This window comes from Lysinibacillus telephonicus (assembly GCF_003966145.1).
GTDB lineage: Bacteria > Bacillota > Bacilli > Bacillales_A > Planococcaceae > Ureibacillus > Ureibacillus telephonicus.
This window is the reverse complement of record NZ_RXNR01000003.1, coordinates 1-17857: the sequence shown is the minus strand read 5'-3', so window position 1 is coordinate 17857 and position 17857 is coordinate 1. Positions and strand designations below refer to the sequence as shown.

At 36.0% G+C, this 17857-nt stretch carries 19 protein-coding genes; 15 read left to right on the top strand and 4 right to left on the bottom strand.

Features of this window, described 5'->3' with window-relative positions; genetic code table 11:
• Positions 1-34: 34 nt before the first annotated feature.
• Positions 35-526, top strand: coding sequence for a CcdC family protein (locus EKG35_RS01350; protein ID WP_126292515.1), 492 nt, complete (start codon positions 35-37; stop codon positions 524-526).
• A gap of 56 nt (positions 527-582) precedes the next feature.
• Here the strand turns inward: EKG35_RS01350 and EKG35_RS01345 are convergent, their stop codons facing one another.
• Complete coding sequence (locus EKG35_RS01345) at positions 583-1014, bottom strand: DUF2621 domain-containing protein (protein ID WP_126292514.1); 432 nt, start codon at positions 1012-1014, stop codon at positions 583-585.
• Between the two features lie 122 nt (positions 1015-1136).
• Here EKG35_RS01345 and EKG35_RS01340 point away from each other — a divergent pair, with 122 nt between their 5' ends.
• From EKG35_RS01340 to EKG35_RS01320, 5 genes are all read left to right on the top strand, one after another.
• Positions 1137-1355, top strand: a complete 219-nt coding sequence (locus EKG35_RS01340) for a DUF1659 domain-containing protein (RefSeq protein WP_126292513.1) — start codon at positions 1137-1139, stop codon at positions 1353-1355.
• Positions 1356-1394: 39 nt separating this feature from the next.
• A complete protein-coding gene (locus EKG35_RS01335; protein WP_126292512.1) occupies positions 1395-1619 on the top strand; it encodes a DUF2922 domain-containing protein in 225 nt (74 codons plus the stop codon).
• A gap of 94 nt (positions 1620-1713) precedes the next feature.
• Positions 1714-1842 (top strand): YvrJ family protein, encoded by a 129-nt coding sequence (locus EKG35_RS01330; protein ID WP_126292511.1) that lies wholly within the window; start codon positions 1714-1716, stop codon positions 1840-1842.
• 117 nt (positions 1843-1959) lie between these two features.
• Positions 1960-2574 carry an SCO family protein gene (locus EKG35_RS01325; RefSeq protein ID WP_126292510.1) on the top strand — a complete coding sequence of 205 codons (615 nt, stop codon included), beginning with the start codon at positions 1960-1962 and terminating at the stop codon, positions 2572-2574.
• 120 nt (positions 2575-2694) lie between these two features.
• On the top strand, positions 2695-3126 hold the full coding sequence (locus EKG35_RS01320) for a CBS domain-containing protein (RefSeq protein WP_126292509.1): 432 nt from the start codon (positions 2695-2697) through the stop codon (positions 3124-3126).
• Between the two features lie 192 nt (positions 3127-3318).
• On the opposite strand, the gene EKG35_RS01315 is transcribed toward EKG35_RS01320, so the two are convergent.
• Positions 3319-4425, bottom strand: a complete 1107-nt coding sequence (locus EKG35_RS01315; RefSeq protein WP_126292508.1) for a methionine biosynthesis PLP-dependent protein — start codon at positions 4423-4425, stop codon at positions 3319-3321.
• Between the two features lie 310 nt (positions 4426-4735).
• Positions 4736-5122, bottom strand: a complete 387-nt coding sequence (mscL, locus tag EKG35_RS01310) for a large conductance mechanosensitive channel protein MscL (RefSeq protein ID WP_126292507.1) — start codon at positions 5120-5122, stop codon at positions 4736-4738.
• A gap of 115 nt (positions 5123-5237) precedes the next feature.
• On the opposite strand from mscL, the gene EKG35_RS01305 reads away from it, so the two are divergent.
• Positions 5238-5954, top strand: a complete 717-nt coding sequence (locus tag EKG35_RS01305; protein WP_126292506.1) for a lytic transglycosylase domain-containing protein — start codon at positions 5238-5240, stop codon at positions 5952-5954.
• Between the two features lie 115 nt (positions 5955-6069).
• Here EKG35_RS01305 and EKG35_RS01300 read toward each other — a convergent pair whose 3' ends face one another.
• Positions 6070-6327: a GlsB/YeaQ/YmgE family stress response membrane protein gene (locus EKG35_RS01300; protein ID WP_126292505.1), complete on the bottom strand. Its 258-nt coding sequence runs from the start codon at positions 6325-6327 to the stop codon at positions 6070-6072.
• A 1093-nt stretch (positions 6328-7420) separates the two neighbouring features.
• Between EKG35_RS01300 and ilvD the strand changes: the two genes are divergently transcribed.
• The 8 genes from ilvD to leuD all read left to right on the top strand — a co-directional run bounded on the left by ilvD (position 7421) and on the right by leuD (position 17733).
• Positions 7421-9091: a dihydroxy-acid dehydratase gene (gene ilvD, locus EKG35_RS01295; RefSeq protein ID WP_126292504.1), complete on the top strand. Its 1671-nt coding sequence runs from the start codon at positions 7421-7423 to the stop codon at positions 9089-9091.
• A gap of 418 nt (positions 9092-9509) precedes the next feature.
• Positions 9510-11273 (top strand): biosynthetic-type acetolactate synthase large subunit, encoded by a 1764-nt coding sequence (ilvB, locus tag EKG35_RS01290; RefSeq protein WP_126292503.1) that lies wholly within the window; start codon positions 9510-9512, stop codon positions 11271-11273.
• Positions 11270-11785 (top strand): acetolactate synthase small subunit, encoded by a 516-nt coding sequence (gene ilvN, locus EKG35_RS01285; protein WP_126292502.1) that lies wholly within the window; start codon positions 11270-11272, stop codon positions 11783-11785. The genes ilvB and ilvN overlap by 4 nt, the downstream gene beginning before the upstream one ends.
• 73 nt (positions 11786-11858) lie before the next feature.
• Complete coding sequence (gene ilvC / locus EKG35_RS01280; RefSeq protein WP_126292501.1) at positions 11859-12872, top strand: ketol-acid reductoisomerase; 1014 nt, start codon at positions 11859-11861, stop codon at positions 12870-12872.
• Positions 12872-14416, top strand: a complete 1545-nt coding sequence (locus EKG35_RS01275; RefSeq protein ID WP_126292500.1) for a 2-isopropylmalate synthase — start codon at positions 12872-12874, stop codon at positions 14414-14416. Before ilvC ends, EKG35_RS01275 begins: the two co-directional genes overlap by 1 nt.
• Before the next feature lie 185 nt (positions 14417-14601).
• Positions 14602-15699, top strand: a complete 1098-nt coding sequence (leuB, locus tag EKG35_RS01270) for a 3-isopropylmalate dehydrogenase (protein ID WP_126292499.1) — start codon at positions 14602-14604, stop codon at positions 15697-15699.
• Positions 15700-15714: 15 nt separating this feature from the next.
• Positions 15715-17124: a 3-isopropylmalate dehydratase large subunit gene (gene leuC / locus EKG35_RS01265; RefSeq protein ID WP_126292498.1), complete on the top strand. Its 1410-nt coding sequence runs from the start codon at positions 15715-15717 to the stop codon at positions 17122-17124.
• Positions 17125-17142: 18 nt separating this feature from the next.
• Entirely contained in the window at positions 17143-17733 is a 591-nt protein-coding gene (gene leuD, locus EKG35_RS01260) for a 3-isopropylmalate dehydratase small subunit (protein WP_126292497.1), read from the top strand.
• The last annotated feature ends 124 nt before the right edge of the window (positions 17734-17857 follow it).

Here is a 17857-nt window from a genome sequence, read left to right as displayed (position 1 = left end):
ATTTAAGAGAGAATAAAAGAGGAGGGAAGAATCCATGCTCGCAAAGATTCCTTCTCATTACTTAATTATTGGTTCTACATTTTTAGCAATATTTATGGGAATGTTTGTTATGTTTGTCCGTGTACGTTCTCAAAAAAAACCGGTAAGTGCAAGAAAAATACTAATCCCTCCGATTGCAATGTCGACAGGAGCATTAATGTTTATTTTTGAGCCATTTCGTGTGGCACCAATTAGAATATTGGAAGCAGTTATTGTGGGAATTATATTTTCAACAGTATTAATTGCGACATCAAAATTCGAAGTTCGTAACAATGACATTTACTTAAAGCGCTCCAAGGCTTTTTTCTTTATTTTGGCTGGTTTATTAATTATTAGAATTGTTGCAAAATCTGTTATGTCTAGTTCGATTGATGTGGGAGAGCTAGGAGGCATGTTTTGGATACTAGCATTCTCTATGATTTGGCCATGGAGAATGGCGATGTTTATTCAGTATAAAAAAATTAAAAAATCGCACTCTATTGCTTAAAAAAGATCGCCTCGACATCGAGACGATCTTTTTTTCGTTCACATTTTGAATTTTTATTACTCAAAATAACGTTCGTATGGCGTGACATCAATGCTCATTTCATTAAGTTTTTTTCGTAAAAATTTATGGTCGCGTTTAGGTGTAGCTAGAATGTATCCTCTAATAATTAAATCGTTAGTAATTGATTTAGCACGTTCCTTTAGAGCAATTTCTCCTATTTTTCCTGCTATTTTCTCTTTTGCTACTTGTCTAAATAATTCAGGAACAGGGCTGACTAATTCATTTAATAAATCTTTTTCATGCTCTCCCCATAAGTGAATGGTTTTTTCTAAATAATAATTTTGCCAGTCTAAATCAGACTTTCCATCTTGTTTTGGTAGTGCTTTCAAAAACTTCCGGAACATGAAAAATCCGCCGATACCCATCAGAATGATTAGGATAAAAACCCAAAATAATATAAACCATAAAAACCAACCTTCTAAGTTCAAAACGCTCACCTCTTTAACTTCGCTAGTAACTATTATAAAAGGAACTCAAGAAGTTTTCACTAGTAATGTCCCTTTTTGCTTGTAAAAAAGATATATAACTAGGTGAAAGGAGGTGGGGAATCATGGCAGCATTAAACTTTGAAAGTGCAACATTAAAACTAAGCTATGAGACTGGAGTTGATAAGTTAGGCAAGACTGTACTAACATCAAAAACTTATCGAAATGTTCGTCCGGATTTGGATGCTAGTCAACTAGCTTCAGTCGTACAAGCAATCTCAGGCCTTTCTAGCTATCCACTTCATGAAGCACAGCAAAATCAAACACAATCAATTGAAATGTAATGTTTTGTAGTTTACTAAAAAAGAAAGGAGGAAAAATCAGTGTCACAAGTTTTAGAATTAAAATTTAATACTGCAAATGGGAAAACAATGACTATATCGGTAAATGATCCTAAACAAAATTTAACTGCTTCTGAAATTGTAACTGCCATGCAAACAATTATTAGTGAAGATGTATTTCATAATGAAGGACATGGTTTAGTAGCAATCAATGAGGCGCGAATTGTTGATCGCAATGTTTCAGAAATTGATTTATCTCAAAGCTAAGCTTAATTTGACAATTTGATTAAAGGCCGGCAATCTCCAGTTATATTGGAATTTGTCGGCTTCTTCTATTATCAGTTGGAAAGGGGAGTTAGTGATGGAGGAATGGGTGATGCTTGTTCAAGAAATAGGTTTTCCAATACTCGTCTCATTTTATTTATTGTACCGTATTGAGGCTAAGCTTGAGGCAATTCACACAGCGCTCTTATCAATCAACCAAAATTAATTATATAAAATTGTGAAATTTAGTTTCACAAATTTGTACTTTAAGTTTCATTTCGGATGGTTGTACTATTTACAGTATTTCGATAAGATGAGAATAGTACTAGAGGGAGTGAACATTATGAAAAAAAAATTAATTTGTCTTATCGGAATACTTTTTATCGCAACCATTTTAGGTGCATGCAGCAATTATAAATTTAAAGGTAATATTAACTATAAAATTGAAGATTTTAAAGCCACAAATCATCGTGGTGAAACAGTAACGCTTGAAAGTTTAAAAGGTAAACCATGGATTGCCATGTTTATGTTCACAAACTGTACAACGATCTGTCAGCCAATGACATTTAATATGACGACAATTCAAGAAAAATTGGCAGAGCGGGGTATTGAAGACTATAATATTGTTGGTTTCTCAGTAGATCCTGCAAATGATACACCAGAAGTTCTATCTGAATATTTAAATCACTTTTCTGTTCCAGATGAGTCAAAATGGAATTTAGTAACTGGCTATGATCAAAAATTTATTGAACAATTTTCTGTTAATTCTTTTAAAGCAATAACAAAAAAGCCTGCAAATGATGATCAAGTTATACACAGTGCAAGGTTTTATATAGTCGATGAAAACGGAATTGCTGTAAAAGATTATTTAGGCTATGATGAGAACCCAGAAGGTGTTCCATACGATACTATTGCGATTGATATGGAAACTTTAATTGAAGAACGACTTGAAAAATAGAATTATTATATTTAAAACTGCTAATAAGGAATATTATCCTTACTAGCAGTTTTTTTATGAGAATAATTTATTTAAATTTGAAGAAAATAATAAAGTAAATTACAAAAGGAGGTAGATATTATGAAAACTGTTTCTGACATTATGTCAAGAGATATTAAAGTCTGCACACCACACGATTCTGTAACTGAAGCTGCAAAGATTATGCGTGATATTGAATGTGGTTCAGTTCCAGTATGTGAAGGTAAAAAAGTAGTCGGCATTGTAACGGACCGAGATATCGTGCTTACTGTAGTAGCAGAGGGCAAAGACAGTAATCAAGTACATTGCCATGATTGTATGACAACTAATGTTATTACTTGTACTGCAGATACTGACATTCATGAGTGTGCTCGTCTTATGTCTGAAAACCAAATTCGCCGCATACCAGTAGTTGAGAATGGTGAGATTGTTGGTATTTGTGCAATGGCTGACTTAGCAAGAGAAAATATCTTTGTAAATGAAGCTGGAGAAGCTCTAAGTCAGATTTCAGAGCACTCCCAATACGATCATTAACAAGAATCGCGAAGCCGCCCGTATGCGACGGAAGCCCTAATAGGATAGGCTTTTCTTGCTGTCTACTTAAGGACAGACCAAGTATCGGGGGCTGGGTAGCTTTCGCTAGACATATATTCACATATTGAAGCAATAGAAAAACGTCGACAAAGTTGATTACCTTCTTTGTCGACGTTTTCAGTTATATAAATTTTAAAATTCGTTTCTTAATTGATCAAAAACTTGTTTTAAATCTGCAATGATATCTTCTGCTTCTTCTACACCTACAGAGAATCGTAAAAGACGATCATCTACGCCGCGAGCTAGTCGTTCCTCGTAAGGAATATCAGCGTGTGTCTGAGTAGCAGGGTAGGTGATAAAACTTTCAACTCCGCCTAAACTTTCTGCAAACGTAATTAATTTCATTCTTTGTAAAAACGGGTTAACCATTTCAGGATCTTTAACTCGGAAAGATAACATCCCACCTTTTCCCGTATATAACACATCAGTTACAAGAGGTTCACTCTCTAAATAAGCAGCAACTTTTTTACCGTTAGCATCATGCTGCTTTAAGCGAAGATGTAAAGTTTTTAAGCCACGGATTACCAGCCAGCTATCCATTGGAGAAAGTACAAGTCCCATTCCATTATGAGAGAATGCTAATCTCTCACAAAGTTCTTGTCCTTTTGCAACAACAAGTCCTGCAAGTACATCATTATGACCTGCAATGTATTTTGTCGCACTATGTAAGACAATATCTGCACCGTGATCGATTGGACGTTGGAAATATGGTGTATAAAAAGTATTATCTACAATGAATAATAAATTGTGTTTTTTGCAAATTGCAGCAAATTGATCTAAATCAAATTCCAGCATAAGTGGATTCGTTGGTGTTTCTAGGAAAATTGCTTTTGTATGTTCATTAATTAAACTTTCAATATTTTCAACAGAAGAAAAATAGACTGGACGAATATTGTAAGTCTCACTAAAAGTTTTTAATAAACGATAAGTTCCACCGTAAATATCGTCTGGCACAATAATTTCATCACCTGGTTTAAATAAGGATAAAACTAGTTGCACTGCCGCCATACCCGAGCTGCAAGCATAGCCTGCATCACCATTTTCTAAATCAGCAATTCCACGTTCAAGAATTTCGCGTGTTGGGTTCTTTGTACGGGTGTAATCGTAGCCTGTAGATTGCCCGATTCCTTCATGTTTATAAGCAGTAGACATATGAATTGGCGGGTTTACTGCGCCGGTTCTTGGATCACTTAAATTCCCTAATTGAACTAATTTTGTTTCAATTGATCGATTTGTCACTATACTCACTCTTTCTTCTATATATGTACATTTAACGAAACATTAAGAATGAATCGATTATTTATACAATTTATCATGTAAATATTCTAAAAACAACAGTATCAGGTAATAAAATTAAGCACTTTTCAAATTGCCCTTGCTTATTTGAGCTATAAATAAAAAATGACTTACTATAAAAATAGTAGGCCATTTTTAAAAAGGTGCGTAAATTGACTTGCTTTACTGTGTAAATTCGTAGAAAAAGTAATGTTTAACAGCAAAAGCCGTAGCCAAAAAAGTCCTTTCACGGCAGAAGCACGTGACATCATTACTATTGTTTTTCTTTTAATAAGTCACGAATTTCTTTTAATAGCTCTTCCTTAGGATCTAAATTAGGAGAAGGTTCTTCTACAACTTCAGATTCTTTCTTCTTACGGCTAAGTTTAGAAAGTAATCGAAGTGCCATAAAAATTGAGAAGGAAATAATTAAAAAGTCAATAATTGATTGTAAAAAGACACCAATTTTCAAATTACCTTCTGGTCCAAAAATAAGACTATTAGTTAAATCAATGCCCCCAGTAACAATCCCTAACAACGGAACGATAACATTTTCTACTAATGATGTAACGATTTTGCCGAATGCTCCTCCAATTACTACGGCAATAGCTAAATCTAGTACATTTCCTTTCATTGCAAATTCTTTAAAATCTTTTAACATAAAATTCATCTCCTTGCAGAATTATATTAAATTAGTATAGATTGGTATTGTAAAAGTTTTTCTAATTGAATTACAACTGTTTTGTTTTATTTAAATTTAAGTATAGGTGGCATTTATGACAAAATCGAAAAAGAAACCCAAAAAACCTCTTATTAGTCCAGGAGTAAAATTATTTTTAATTATACTGCTTATCCCTGTATCTATCACGATATATTTTTTCTCATTTTTAGCCTGGCAGGAGCTAAAAAATATCCCGCTTATAAATGAAATTGTTAATAATGACCATGGAGATATTCAAGCTAACTTTGATATAGCTATACCAGAAGAATACATCCCCATTTATATATCAGCCCAAGAGAAGTATGGAGTACCGTGGACACTGCTTGCTGCACATCACCGTGTTGAAACAAGATTCTCAACAATGAATACATTAGTTTCTCCAGTTGGCGCTGAAGGTCACATGCAATTTATGCCCTGTACTTTTGTAGGCTGGGATCATCCTTCATGCAGTGGTCTAGGAAAAGGAGAAATATCCGATTCCGAAAAAAAAGATCCAAAAGTAATAAAACGTTTTGGGGGATATGGTGTCGATGCTAATGGAGACGGTATTGCTGATCCATTTGATATAGAAGATGCAATTTTCAGTGCCGCGAATTACTTATCTAAGGCTGGAGTATCAGAAGGAGAACTAAAGAAGGCTATTTATAATTACAATCACAGTGAACAATATGTTGAGGACATTCTATATTATTATCATTTATATAATGATGTAAGTGAGGAGCTGGAACAGGTCGCTCTTGCAAAAAAAGAAAAAGAGCTTAAAGTAGACTAAGGAATTAAAAAAGAACCCACCATACCTTTTTTGAGGGGAACATAAGCTTTGTAAAGCTTATAACTCAGAGGATAAGTGGGTTCTTTTATTTTCATTATAATTTTTTTAATACTATTTAGGTTGCTTTTCTCATTGAACGCATAATTACACTAACAATGAAAATTAAAGCAATTGCACCGAGTAAAGCAGGGAATACATAAAAGTCTGCAACTTCCCAACCCCAGTTACCAAGTATTGCACTTCCAATCCAGGAACCAACGATCCCTGCTATAATATTTCCTATAATACCTCCAGGAACATCTCTGCCTATAATAACTCCTGCAAGCCAGCCAAGTACACCGCCGATAATTAAATACCAAATAAAGCTTATCATATTAAACGCCAACTCCTTTTCATTTTACGATAGCCTGTACTAACTTTACCCAGTCGTAAAAAATAATTATAAAAGCGCTTCATTGTTTAGTTAATACAGCACTTCACATAGTTAATATGCTCCAAAGAGCTAACTTCAATGCACAACATGAAAACAAATCTAAAACAAAAATTCACAAAATGTTCAAATTCCTTTGCATTTTTTATAAAATAGTCATATAATTGTCACAAGTTATACAAATTTAAAGTTAATGAGGTGGATTGTATGGATAAAATGAAAATGAAAAAACTAAACCGACAAGGAATATTATTTGCTTTTTTACACACGGTCATACTATTGAACCTCACAGCTGATTTTTTACTAACTAAAATAAATTAAAAATAGAGAGGACTGTCCAGAAAGAATAATTTTCTAGACAGTCCTTTTACTATTAAGATAACAATAAATATTAAAACAATGAGTCGATCCGAAATAACATCTCGAATTGACTCTTTTTACTATTTAGAAGAAAGAATAAAAAATTTGAATAGTATAGTTAGAATAACCAACTGCACAAGATAATTTAATATTCAAATAAAAAGTCCATGGATACCTTTTATTAAGAATTTTAGCTATTAGAACTAAAATGAAGGATGTTTGGACTGATGTCACCACAAATAAAGTATAAATTGCATAAACTTTTATTACTATGCATGCAAATAGTATTGATAGTAAAAGAGTAGATGGAAGTAACATTTTCATGATAATTAGTCTGTAAAATCGGGTGTACTTTTATATAAATTGAACAGTAAGTTTTTTATAATTTCTTTAAAATTTGAATTAGATAAATTTTCAAATAAATTAGTTGAAGCAGAAAATTACTTACTCTATTAAGAGTGAAAACGATTACAGTTAAATTCGACTTTTTTAAATTGTGCAAATAATTCAAAAATACTGTTGACGTAATTACCATTTATGTACTATGATAACAACAATTTAAAAAGTTCACAGCTTTAAGTGAACATAATCACGTAACTAATATTTAAGTAGTTGCGTAAATAAAATCTACTTTTAGTTTAATAATGTAGTAGGGAACATGAGGGGCGTTTCAATTATGAGAAGTGATATGATTAAAGTAGGAGTTGATCGTGCTCCTCACCGTAGTCTTCTATATGCTACGGGAAAAGTAAAAGCAAAAGATCTGGGAAAACCATTTATCGGTGTATGTAATTCATATATCGACATCATTCCAGGGCATGTGCACCTACGTGAGTTTGCAGATGTTGTAAAAGAAGCAATTATCGAAGCTGGCGGTATTCCATTTGAGTTCAATACTATTGGTGTTGACGATGGCATTGCAATGGGTCATATTGGCATGCGTTATTCATTGCCTAGCCGTGAGTTAATTGCAGACTCCGCTGAAACTGTAATTAATGCACATTGGTTTGATGGTGTATTTTATATCCCAAACTGCGACAAAATTACTCCAGGTATGCTAATGGCTGCAGTTCGTACAAATGTTCCATCTGTATTTGTTTCAGGTGGTCCAATGGAAGCTGGTAAATCGGCATCTGGTAAGCAATTGTCATTAACATCTGTGTTTGAAGGTGTTGGTGCATATAAATCAGGAAACATGACTGAAGAAGAATTTAAAGATATAGAGAATAATGCATGTCCAACATGCGGTTCCTGCTCAGGCATGTTCACTGCAAACTCAATGAACTGTTTAATGGAAATGCTAGGTGTTGCACTTCCTGGAAATGGTACAATTGTAGCAACGAGCGAACAACGCCATGAACTTATTCGTGAAGCAGCTAAACAATTAATTCGCATGGTTAAAGAAGATATTAAACCTCGCGATATTATTACGAAAGAGGCCATTGATGATGCATTTGCATTAGACATGGCAATGGGAGGATCTACTAATACAGTCCTTCATACTTTAGCGATAGCTAACGAAGCTGGAATTGAATATCACTTGGAAGACATTAATAAAGTAGCAGCTCGAGTGCCATACTTGGCGAAAATTATGCCAGCATCTGATATTTCAATGGATGATATAAATAAAGCTGGCGGGGTAAGTGCAATTATTAATGAATTAACTAAAATTCCTGGTGCGATTCATCCTGAACGAATTACTGTTGCAGGTAAAACAATGGGTGAACTTGTGAAGGACCATAAAATTACAAATGATAATGTTATCCGTACGAAAGATAATCCATATAGTCCAGTTGGAGGATTATCAGTCCTATTCGGCAACATTGCACCAGAAGGTTCTGTAATTAAAGTTGGCGCAGTTGATCCGTCAATTCAAACATTTGTCGGTGAAGCAATTGTTTTTAATTCACAAGATGAAGCACAAGCTGCAATTGATGATGGCACTGTAAAAGAAGGGCATGTAGTTGTTATTCGCTATGAAGGACCAAAAGGCGGCCCAGGTATGCCTGAAATGCTTGCACCAACTTCAGCAATAATGGGACGAGGATTAGGCACAAAAGTGGCATTGATTACGGATGGACGTTTTAGTGGTGCATCACGTGGCATTTCAATTGGACATATTTCACCTGAAGCAGCAGAAGGTGGTCCAATTGCACTAATTGAAAATGGCGACACAATCGTTATTGATTTACCAAATAGAACAATTAATCTTGAAGTATCTGATGAAGTTTTAAATGAACGACGTCAAAATCTGAAACCATTCGAACCAAAAATTAAACATGGTTGGCTAGCAAGATATTCAAAACTTGTAACAAACGCTTCTAAAGGCGGAATCATGAAAATATAATATTCAGCATGAATGTTAAAAAATGAAATTTTTATAAAATAATCGATGATGAGGTTAAAGGATATAGAGCATTGTATCTACCAGAGAGTCGGTGCAGCTGGAAGCCGATGATACAACTATATCCGACATCCCCTCGGAGTGAGCTATTAAACGCAAGTTTGCAATTAGATAGCTCCGGGCATATTACGAAATGCTCGTTATTAATGAATAGTGTATTCATCTAGTTGCACATCGAATATTCTTATTATTTGGAATGTTCGGTGGAGATGAATAATTCCCGCTATTCCGGAGGTAGCTTATGCTACGAACAAGGGTGGTACCATGAAAGTCTTTTTCATCCCTATGCAAAGGTTTTCTTTGCGTTGGAGAAAAAGACTTTTTTATTTTCACTTTTTTATTAAAAAGGAGGAGTAAACAAATGACTGCTAATATGTCAACAAGTGAAAAAATAGATGCCAATCCTCAACATCAAATCGAAGAAAAAAATAAGCCAAGAAACGGTGCTGATGTTTTAATCCAAGCACTTCACGAACAAGATGTTGATATTGTCTTTGGTTATCCTGGTGGTGCAGTACTTAATCTTTATGATGCAATGTACAAAAATCCAATTCGACATATTTTAACTAGACATGAACAGGGGGCTATCCATGCAGCCGAAGGTTATGCTCGTGTTTTAAATAAACCTGGTGTAGTAATTGCAACATCTGGTCCTGGAGCGACGAATTTAGTAACCGGTATTGCAGATGCAATGATTGATTCAATTCCATTAGTTATTTTTACTGGTCAAGTTGCAACATCTGTAATTGGTTCAGATGCTTTCCAGGAAGCGGATGTTATGGGCATTACAACACCGATCACTAAACATAATTATCAAGTGCAAGATGTTAATGATATTCCACGCATTGTAAAAGAGGCGTTTCATATTGCTAATAGTGGCCGTAAAGGTCCTGTATTGATCGATTTCCCTAAAAATATTTCTGCTTCAATTTTTGATGAAGCATTAGGTGAAGCAAGTCGTAATGAAGAAATCTATTTGCCGGGATATCAACCAAACTATAAACCTAATTATTTGCAAATTCAAAAAGCAATCCAAGCGATTAGCACAGCACAAAAACCTCTAATATTAGCGGGTGCAGGTGTACTATTTGCAGAGGCACGTGAAGAATTGACTGAATTTGTAGAAAAATACAAAATTCCAGTAGTTAATACGCTTTTAGGGTTAGGAAGTATTCACGGCAACCACTCTTTAAATTACGGAATGGCAGGAATGCATGGTGCTGTTGTAGCAAATGATGCAATTCAAAATGCAGACCTACTTATTAATATTGGTGCTCGGTTTGATGATCGTTTAACTGGCGATACAAGATTATTTGCACCAAATGCAACGATAATTCACATTGATATCGACCCGGCGGAAATTGGGAAAAATATCCCTACCGATATTCCGATTGTGGCTGATGCAAAAGAAGCATTAAAAGCATTGCTTAAAAAGGAATTCCAAGCACCAGATACAGCTGCATGGATTGATTACTTAAATCGAAAACAAAATGACTATCCATATTGGTATGAAGAAGATGGTCAGGAAATCCTTCCACAACAAGCAATTCAAATGATTCATACCATTACAAACGGTGATGCAATCGTAACTACTGATGTTGGTCAACATCAAATGTGGGTTGCTCAATATTACCGTCAAAATCATGGACATAGATGGATAACATCAGGTGGTCTAGGGACAATGGGATTCGGCTTCCCAGCAGCAATAGGTGCACAATTTGCACAGCCCGATAAAAAGGTTGTAGCCATTGTCGGTGATGCTGGATTCCAAATGACAGCCCAAGAGCTAGCGCTTTTAAAAGAATTCAATTTACCAGTTAAAGTTGTTATTCTCAATAATTGTGCATTAGGAATGGTTCGTCAATGGCAGGAGTTATTCTATGAAAACAGATATTCACATTCACTTATGCCTGTACAACCGGATTTTGTTAAACTCGCAGATGCCTATGGACTTAAAGGATATCGTATCAATACTCTTGATGAAGCAGGAGCTATTTTTGAAGAAGCTTTAAATTCAGATGAACCAGTTTTAATCGACTGTCGTGTTAAGCAGCTTGAAAATGTTTATCCAATGGTCCCTACTGGTAAAGCACTACATGAAATGATTGGGGTGAAAAAACCTTGAAGCGTGTAATTACAGTTTCCGTAATAAATCAAAGCGGCGTTTTAAACCGAGTTACCGGTCTTCTTATGAAGCGCCAATTCAATATCGAATCTATTACTGTAGGACATTCTGAGCAACAAAATATTTCAAAAATGACCTTTGTTGTTAATGTCGAAGATGAAGTAAAACTAGAACAACTAATTAAACAACTATCTAAACAAATAGATGTTTTAAAAGTTAATGATATAACTGAAAAGTCTATTGTCCTAAGGGAGCTGGCACTTGTAAAAGTAGTTTCACCAGCAAACTTAAGGCTCGAAATGAATGCAATTGTTGAGCCTTTCCGACCGCAAATAATTGATACATCTAAAAATGTTGTAACGTATCAAGTTGTTGGTCATCCAGACAAAATCGATGCTTTTATTGAGCTTATTCGACCATATGGCATTAAAGAATTAACGCGTACAGGTGTTACTGCAACTGTTCGTGAATCACAGCCATCCGACACACCGCAGCTTTCTATTCTTAAGTAAGTTCTCTTACAAGATAGTTAGTCTATATATCTTTTAATCAAACAAAAAAACTAATTTTAGGGGGAAAATTAAAATGGCAAAAATGTATTATCAAAACGAAATTAACGAGGCAGTATTAAAAGAAAAGAAAATCGCAATTATCGGTTACGGATCACAAGGTCATGCCCATGCACAAAACTTAAAAGAATCTGGTTTTGACGTAGTAGTTGGTGTACGTCCTGGTAAATCATTCGACCAAGCAAAAGAAGACGGTTTAGATGTTAAAACTGTAGCTGAAGCGGCTAGTGAAGCAGATATTATTCAAATCTTACTTCCAGATGAAAGACAAAAACAAGTTTACGAAGAAGAAATCGCTCCAAATTTACAACCAGGCAATTCATTAATGTTTGCTCATGGTTTCAATATTAACTTTGGTCAAATCGTGCCTCCAGCTGATGTTGACGTATTTTTAGTAGCTCCAAAGGGTCCAGGACACTTAGTTCGTCGTACGTACGTTCAAGGTGCTGGTGTACCTGCATTATTCGCAATCTATCAAGATGCTACTGGTGAAGCACGCGATCTAGCATTGGCTTACGGTAAAGGTATTGGTGCTGCTCGTGCTGGTATGCTAGAAACGACATTTAAAGAAGAAACTGAGACTGATCTATTTGGTGAGCAAGCAGTTCTTTGCGGTGGTACAACTCAATTGGTAAAATATGGTTTTGAAACATTGGTTGAAGCTGGTTACCAACCTGAGCTTGCTTATTTCGAAACACTTCATGAATTAAAATTAATCGTTGACTTAATGTACGAAGGTGGGATGGCGACAATGCGCTATTCAGTATCTGATACTGCTGAGTGGGGAGACTATGTATCAGGTCCACGCATTATCGATGAGTCAGTTAAAGCTCGTATGAAAGATGTTTTAACAGATATTCAAAATGGTACATTTGCAAAAGATTGGATTAAAGAAAACGAAACAAATCGCCCACGCTATACAGAGTACAAACAAGCAGGTGCTGACCACCAAATCGAACAAGTAGGTGCGAAATTACGAGAAATGATGCCGTTCATTAATGAAGGTAAGAAACAAGTGGTGATTAAGTAGTGCGAAAGATAGATATTTTTGATACAACACTTCGTGATGGAGAGCAGTCAGCTGGCATCAATTTGAATACTGCAGAAAAAATTGAGATTGCAAAGCAATTGGAGCGTCTTGGCGTCACTATTATTGAAGCAGGTTTTCCTGCTTCAAGCCCCGGTGATTTTGAAGCAGTAAATCGTATTGCCGGTACAGTGAAAAATTCCATCGTTACAGGTCTTGCACGCTGTGTACAAAAAGATATCGATACGACTTGGGAAGCTATTAAAATAGCTGAACAGCCTCATATCCATGTATTTTTGGCAACAAGTCCAATTCATATGGAGTACAAATTAAAAAAATCTCCTGATCAAGTTGTAGAGCAGGCTGTAGAAGCTGTTAAATATGCGAAAAAGTTCTTCCCGCTTGTACAATGGTCTGCTGAAGATGGGTTCCGTTCAGACCGAGACTTTTTAGTACGTATCATCGAAAAAGTAATTGAAGCTGGTGCTACGACAATAAATGTTCCTGATACAGTAGGATATGCATCACCTCAAGAATATGGTGAATTATTCTCATTCCTTCGCGAAAATGTACGTGGCGCAGATAAAGTTAAATTCTCAGCACATTGCCACGATGACTTAGGTATGGCTGTTGCAAACTCAATTTCAGCAATTCAACATGGTGCAGACCAAGTAGAATGTACAATTAATGGTATTGGAGAGCGTGCTGGTAATGCTTCACTTGAAGAAATCGGTGTTGCAATGCATATTCGCAATGATTTATATCAAGTTGAAACAGGTTTGAATCTAAAAGAAATTAAACGTACTTCGCAACTTGTAAGCCGCTTAACTGGTGTTGTAATTCAACCTAATAAAGCGGTAGTTGGGAAAAATGCATTTGCCCATGAATCTGGTATTCACCAAGATGGTGTATTAAAACATAAAGAAACATATGAAATCATTTCACCTGCGTTAATAGGTGAGGGGGAAGTTCCTTTAGTTTTAGGTAAACACTCAGGACGTGCTGCATTCCGCGATCGTGCTGAAAAAATGGGCTTTGAATTATCTGATGAGAAATTAAACAAAGCTTTCCAAGAGTTTAAAAAATTAGCTGACCGTAAAAAAGAAATTACAGAAGAGGATTTAATGACGCTTCTTACTGAGCAACAAGTATCAGTTGAAGATGTTCAATTATACGAATTAAAATCAGTTCAAGTTTCTTACGGTACGGAAAACATTCCGACAGCAACAGCATCTGTAATTACTCCAGAAGGCGAACTAAAGACACTTGCTGCAACTGGGGCAGGTTCTGTTGAGGCAATTTTCAATACACTTGAGCAATTAGTTAATGCGACAGTTAATATCCTTGACTTCCGAGTTAAATCTGTAAGTAAAGGTCGAGATGCATTAGGTGAAGCAGTTGTAAACTTGCGTTATAACGGTTTTACTTCAACGGGTCGAGACGCATCTCAGGATGTACTAGAAGCAACTGCTAAAGCATACTTAAATGCGATTAATCGTCATTTAATTCAGGAAAGTATTCGTACAAAACAACCAACTGAAGTTTAATTGTACTACTATTTGCAAATCAACAGTAAAATGCCATCAAATGTTAATACGTTTGATGGCATTTCTATAAATCATCTTAGAACGAAGCGTTATTAAATAGCGTATTTCTCGAAAATGCAAAACATAGTTTGCTAATTCGCTGACATAACGCGAAATTAGACATCAAAAAGAAAGGTGTTTTTTCAATGGAAAAGAAAATTACAGTGCTACCAGGCGACGGTATTGGGCCAGAAGTTGTTGCTGCTGCAGTACGAGTATTACAAGTAATAGGAAAACGATATAAGCATGATTTTCACTTAGCATATGCTGCAATCGGCGGGGCAGCAATCGATCAATTCAATAATCCTCTTCCTGAAGAAACAATTGAATTGTGTAAGGAGAGTGATGCGATTCTTTTAGGAGCAGTTGGAGGACCAAAATGGGATAACAATCCAGCAGAGTTGCGTCCTGAAAAAGGCTTGCTAAAAGTTCGCAAAACATTTGATTTATTCGCAAACCTTCGTCCAGTAAAAGCATTTCCAAGCTTACTTGATGCTTCTCCATTAAAACGCGAAGTTGCGGAAAATGTTGATTTGATGATTGTTCGTGAATTAACAGGTGGTATTTACTTTGGTGAGAAAAAACGTACGACAACTGAAGCAAGCGATTTAAATATCTATTCACGTGGTGAAATTGAACGTATTGTTGAGAATGCTTTTGAACTTGCAAGACTTCGCAGAGGAAAGCTTTGCTCTGTCGATAAAGCTAACGTTTTAGAAACTTCAAGACTATGGCGCCAAATCGTAGAAGAAAAGAAAGAACAATATCCGGACGTAAAGGTGGAACATAATCTAGTAGATTCAGTTGCAATGAAACTAATTACGAACCCAGGTTATTATGATGTTGTTGTTACAGACAATATGTTCGGTGATATTTTAAGTGATGAAGCTTCAGTTATAACGGGCTCATTGGGTGTACTTCCTTCAGCATCAATTCGCAGCGATAGTTTCGGTTTATACGAACCAGTCCATGGTTCGGCACCTGAAATTGCAGGGCAAGGAATTGCTAACCCAGCAGCTACTATTTTATCAGTTGCAATGATGCTCAAGTATTCATTTGGTTTAAAAGAAGAGGCAGCAGAAATTGAACGTGCAGTAAGTGCTGTATTTGATGATGGCTACTTCACTGCAGATTTAGTAAAGGACAGCAGCCGTGCTTTAACTACTGATGAATGGACGGATAAAGTCATAGCTGAAATCGATACTAATTTCGTAGCTGATAGCATTATGGAATCTTATATTTAAGGATTGGTGAAGATTATGGCAAAGAATATTATTGAAAAAATTTGGGATTCACATGTAGTTTATCAAGAAACTGGTAAACCAGATTTACTATACATCGATCTTCATTTAATTCATGAAGTTACATCACCGCAGGCTTTTGAAGGTTTAAGACTAGCAGGTCGAAAGGTTCGTCGTCCAGATCTATGTTTTGCGACAATGGATCACAACGTCCCGACAAAAAATTTACCAACAATTAATGATCCAATTGCCAAAAAACAAATTACAACTTTAGCTGAAAATGCTAAAGAGTTTGGCATACAATTAGCTGATATTGGGCATCCAGATCAAGGAATTGTTCACGTAATTGGTCCTGAACTTGGGCTAACACAACCAGGGAAAACGATTGTTTGCGGCGACTCTCATACATCAACTCATGGTGCTTTTGGTGCACTGGCATTCGGTATCGGAACTTCGGAAGTTGAACATGTATTATCTACTCAAACATTATGGCAAAATAAACCAAAAACTATGGAAATTCGTGTAAATGGTAAGCTTGGTGTTGGTGTTTCTGCTAAGGATATTATATTAGCCATCATTGCTAAGTGGGGAATTGGTGTTGGTACTGGGCATATCGTTGAATATACTGGGGAAGCAATTCGTTCGCTTACAATGGAAGAGCGAATGACAATTTGTAATATGTCAATTGAAGCAGGAGCAAAGGCAGGACTTATTTCTCCTGACCAAACAACAGTTGATTTCTTACGTGGACGCCGTTATGCACCAAAAGAAGACAAATTTGAGGAAGCGGCTTCCTACTGGTTAAGTTTAGCTTCTGATCCAGGAAGTACTTACGATATTGTTCTAGAAATCGATGCAGAAGAAATTGAACCTATTGTTACTTGGGGAACTAATCCTTCAATGGGTACAGGTGTTTCAAAAACAGTTCCTACTGCTGATGATTATAATAACGAATCAGATAAAGCAGCCTTGAAAAAAGCGCTTGCTTATATGGACTTGGAAGAGGGCCAACCAATTACATCTATTAAAATTCAACATGTCTTTATCGGTTCTTGTACGAACTCTCGTCTATCAGATTTACGTACAGCTGCTAGTATTGTAGAGGGTAAAAAAATATTCCCGGGTGTAAAAGGAATTGTAGTGCCAGGTTCTTATTCTACTAAAGCAGCAGCAGAAGCTGAAGGATTGGATAAAATCTTTAAAGAAGCCGGCTTTGAGTGGAGAGAATCAGGATGTTCAGCTTGTCTTGGAATGAATGAAGACATTATCCCTTCAGGTGAACGCTGTGCTTCAACTTCTAACCGCAACTTTGAAGGACGTCAAGGTGCCGGGGCCCGCACTCACTTAGTAAGTCCTGCAATGGCAGCAGCAGCAGCTATTGAAGGTCATTTCGTAGACGTTCGAAAATACGTAAAGCAAGAAGTATAAGTTTTTAGGAGGGGTACGATGGAACCTATTAATAAAGTAACAAGTGTCATAACACCGTTAGATCGTAAAAATGTCGACACAGACCAAATTATTTCAAAAGAATTTTTAAAACGAATCGAACGTACTGGATTCGGGCGTTATCTTTTCTATCATTGGCGTTTTGATGAACAAGGAAATGAAATTTCTGATTTCGTCTTAAATAAACCACAATATAAGGGCTCTCAAATTTTAGTTGCCCAGGATAATTTCGGATGTGGTTCATCTCGTGAACACGCTCCGTGGGCAATTTTAGATTATGGCTTCCGAGTTGTAATTGCACCTAGTTTTGCAGATATATTCCATAATAACTGTTTTAAAAATGGAATTTTGCCTATTAAACTTACAGAACAAGAGTGTGATGAGATTTTACAAAAAGGACAGGAAAAACCATATAGTGTTGAAGTAAATCTAGAAGCACAAACGGTAACAGGAGAAGACGATAAAGTTTATCAGTTTAGCATTGATCCGTATTATAAAGAAATGCTGCTAAATGGCTGGGATGAAATTGCGTTGACATTTAAATACGAAGAACATATCGCAGTTTATGAAGCAAAAAGAATTGCATTCTAATTCAAGTCAAAACCACCAGTATAACTGGTGGTTTGCTCTTCGCGTGAAACGCTGGGTTACTGGCTCCTGTCTAAAGACATTCTGAAAGGTCCGCCAACCGCACTTCGCTTCCTCACTTTGCCGC

Bases quoted from the DNA above. Each gene is read 5' to 3' on its own strand.
- EKG35_RS01300 (WP_126292505.1), bottom strand. From the start codon at position 6,327: ATGATAAGCTTTATTTGGTATTTAATTATCGGCGGTGTACTTGGCTGG.
- ilvB (WP_126292503.1), top strand. From the start codon at position 9,510: ATGACTGCTAATATGTCAACAAGTGAAAAAATAGATGCCAATCCTCAA.
- leuC (WP_126292498.1), top strand. From the start codon at position 15,715: ATGGCAAAGAATATTATTGAAAAAATTTGGGATTCACATGTAGTTTAT.
- EKG35_RS01350 (WP_126292515.1), top strand. From the start codon at position 35: ATGCTCGCAAAGATTCCTTCTCATTACTTAATTATTGGTTCTACATTT.
- EKG35_RS01340 (WP_126292513.1), top strand. From the start codon at position 1,137: ATGGCAGCATTAAACTTTGAAAGTGCAACATTAAAACTAAGCTATGAG.
- ilvC (WP_126292501.1), top strand. From the start codon at position 11,859: ATGGCAAAAATGTATTATCAAAACGAAATTAACGAGGCAGTATTAAAA.
- mscL (WP_126292507.1), bottom strand. From the start codon at position 5,122: ATGTTAAAAGATTTTAAAGAATTTGCAATGAAAGGAAATGTACTAGAT.
- leuD (WP_126292497.1), top strand. From the start codon at position 17,143: ATGGAACCTATTAATAAAGTAACAAGTGTCATAACACCGTTAGATCGT.
- ilvD (WP_126292504.1), top strand. From the start codon at position 7,421: ATGAGAAGTGATATGATTAAAGTAGGAGTTGATCGTGCTCCTCACCGT.
- EKG35_RS01305 (WP_126292506.1), top strand. From the start codon at position 5,238: ATGACAAAATCGAAAAAGAAACCCAAAAAACCTCTTATTAGTCCAGGA.
- EKG35_RS01320 (WP_126292509.1), top strand. From the start codon at position 2,695: ATGAAAACTGTTTCTGACATTATGTCAAGAGATATTAAAGTCTGCACA.
- EKG35_RS01330 (WP_126292511.1), top strand. From the start codon at position 1,714: ATGGAGGAATGGGTGATGCTTGTTCAAGAAATAGGTTTTCCAATACTC.
- EKG35_RS01325 (WP_126292510.1), top strand. From the start codon at position 1,960: ATGAAAAAAAAATTAATTTGTCTTATCGGAATACTTTTTATCGCAACC.
- leuB (WP_126292499.1), top strand. From the start codon at position 14,602: ATGGAAAAGAAAATTACAGTGCTACCAGGCGACGGTATTGGGCCAGAA.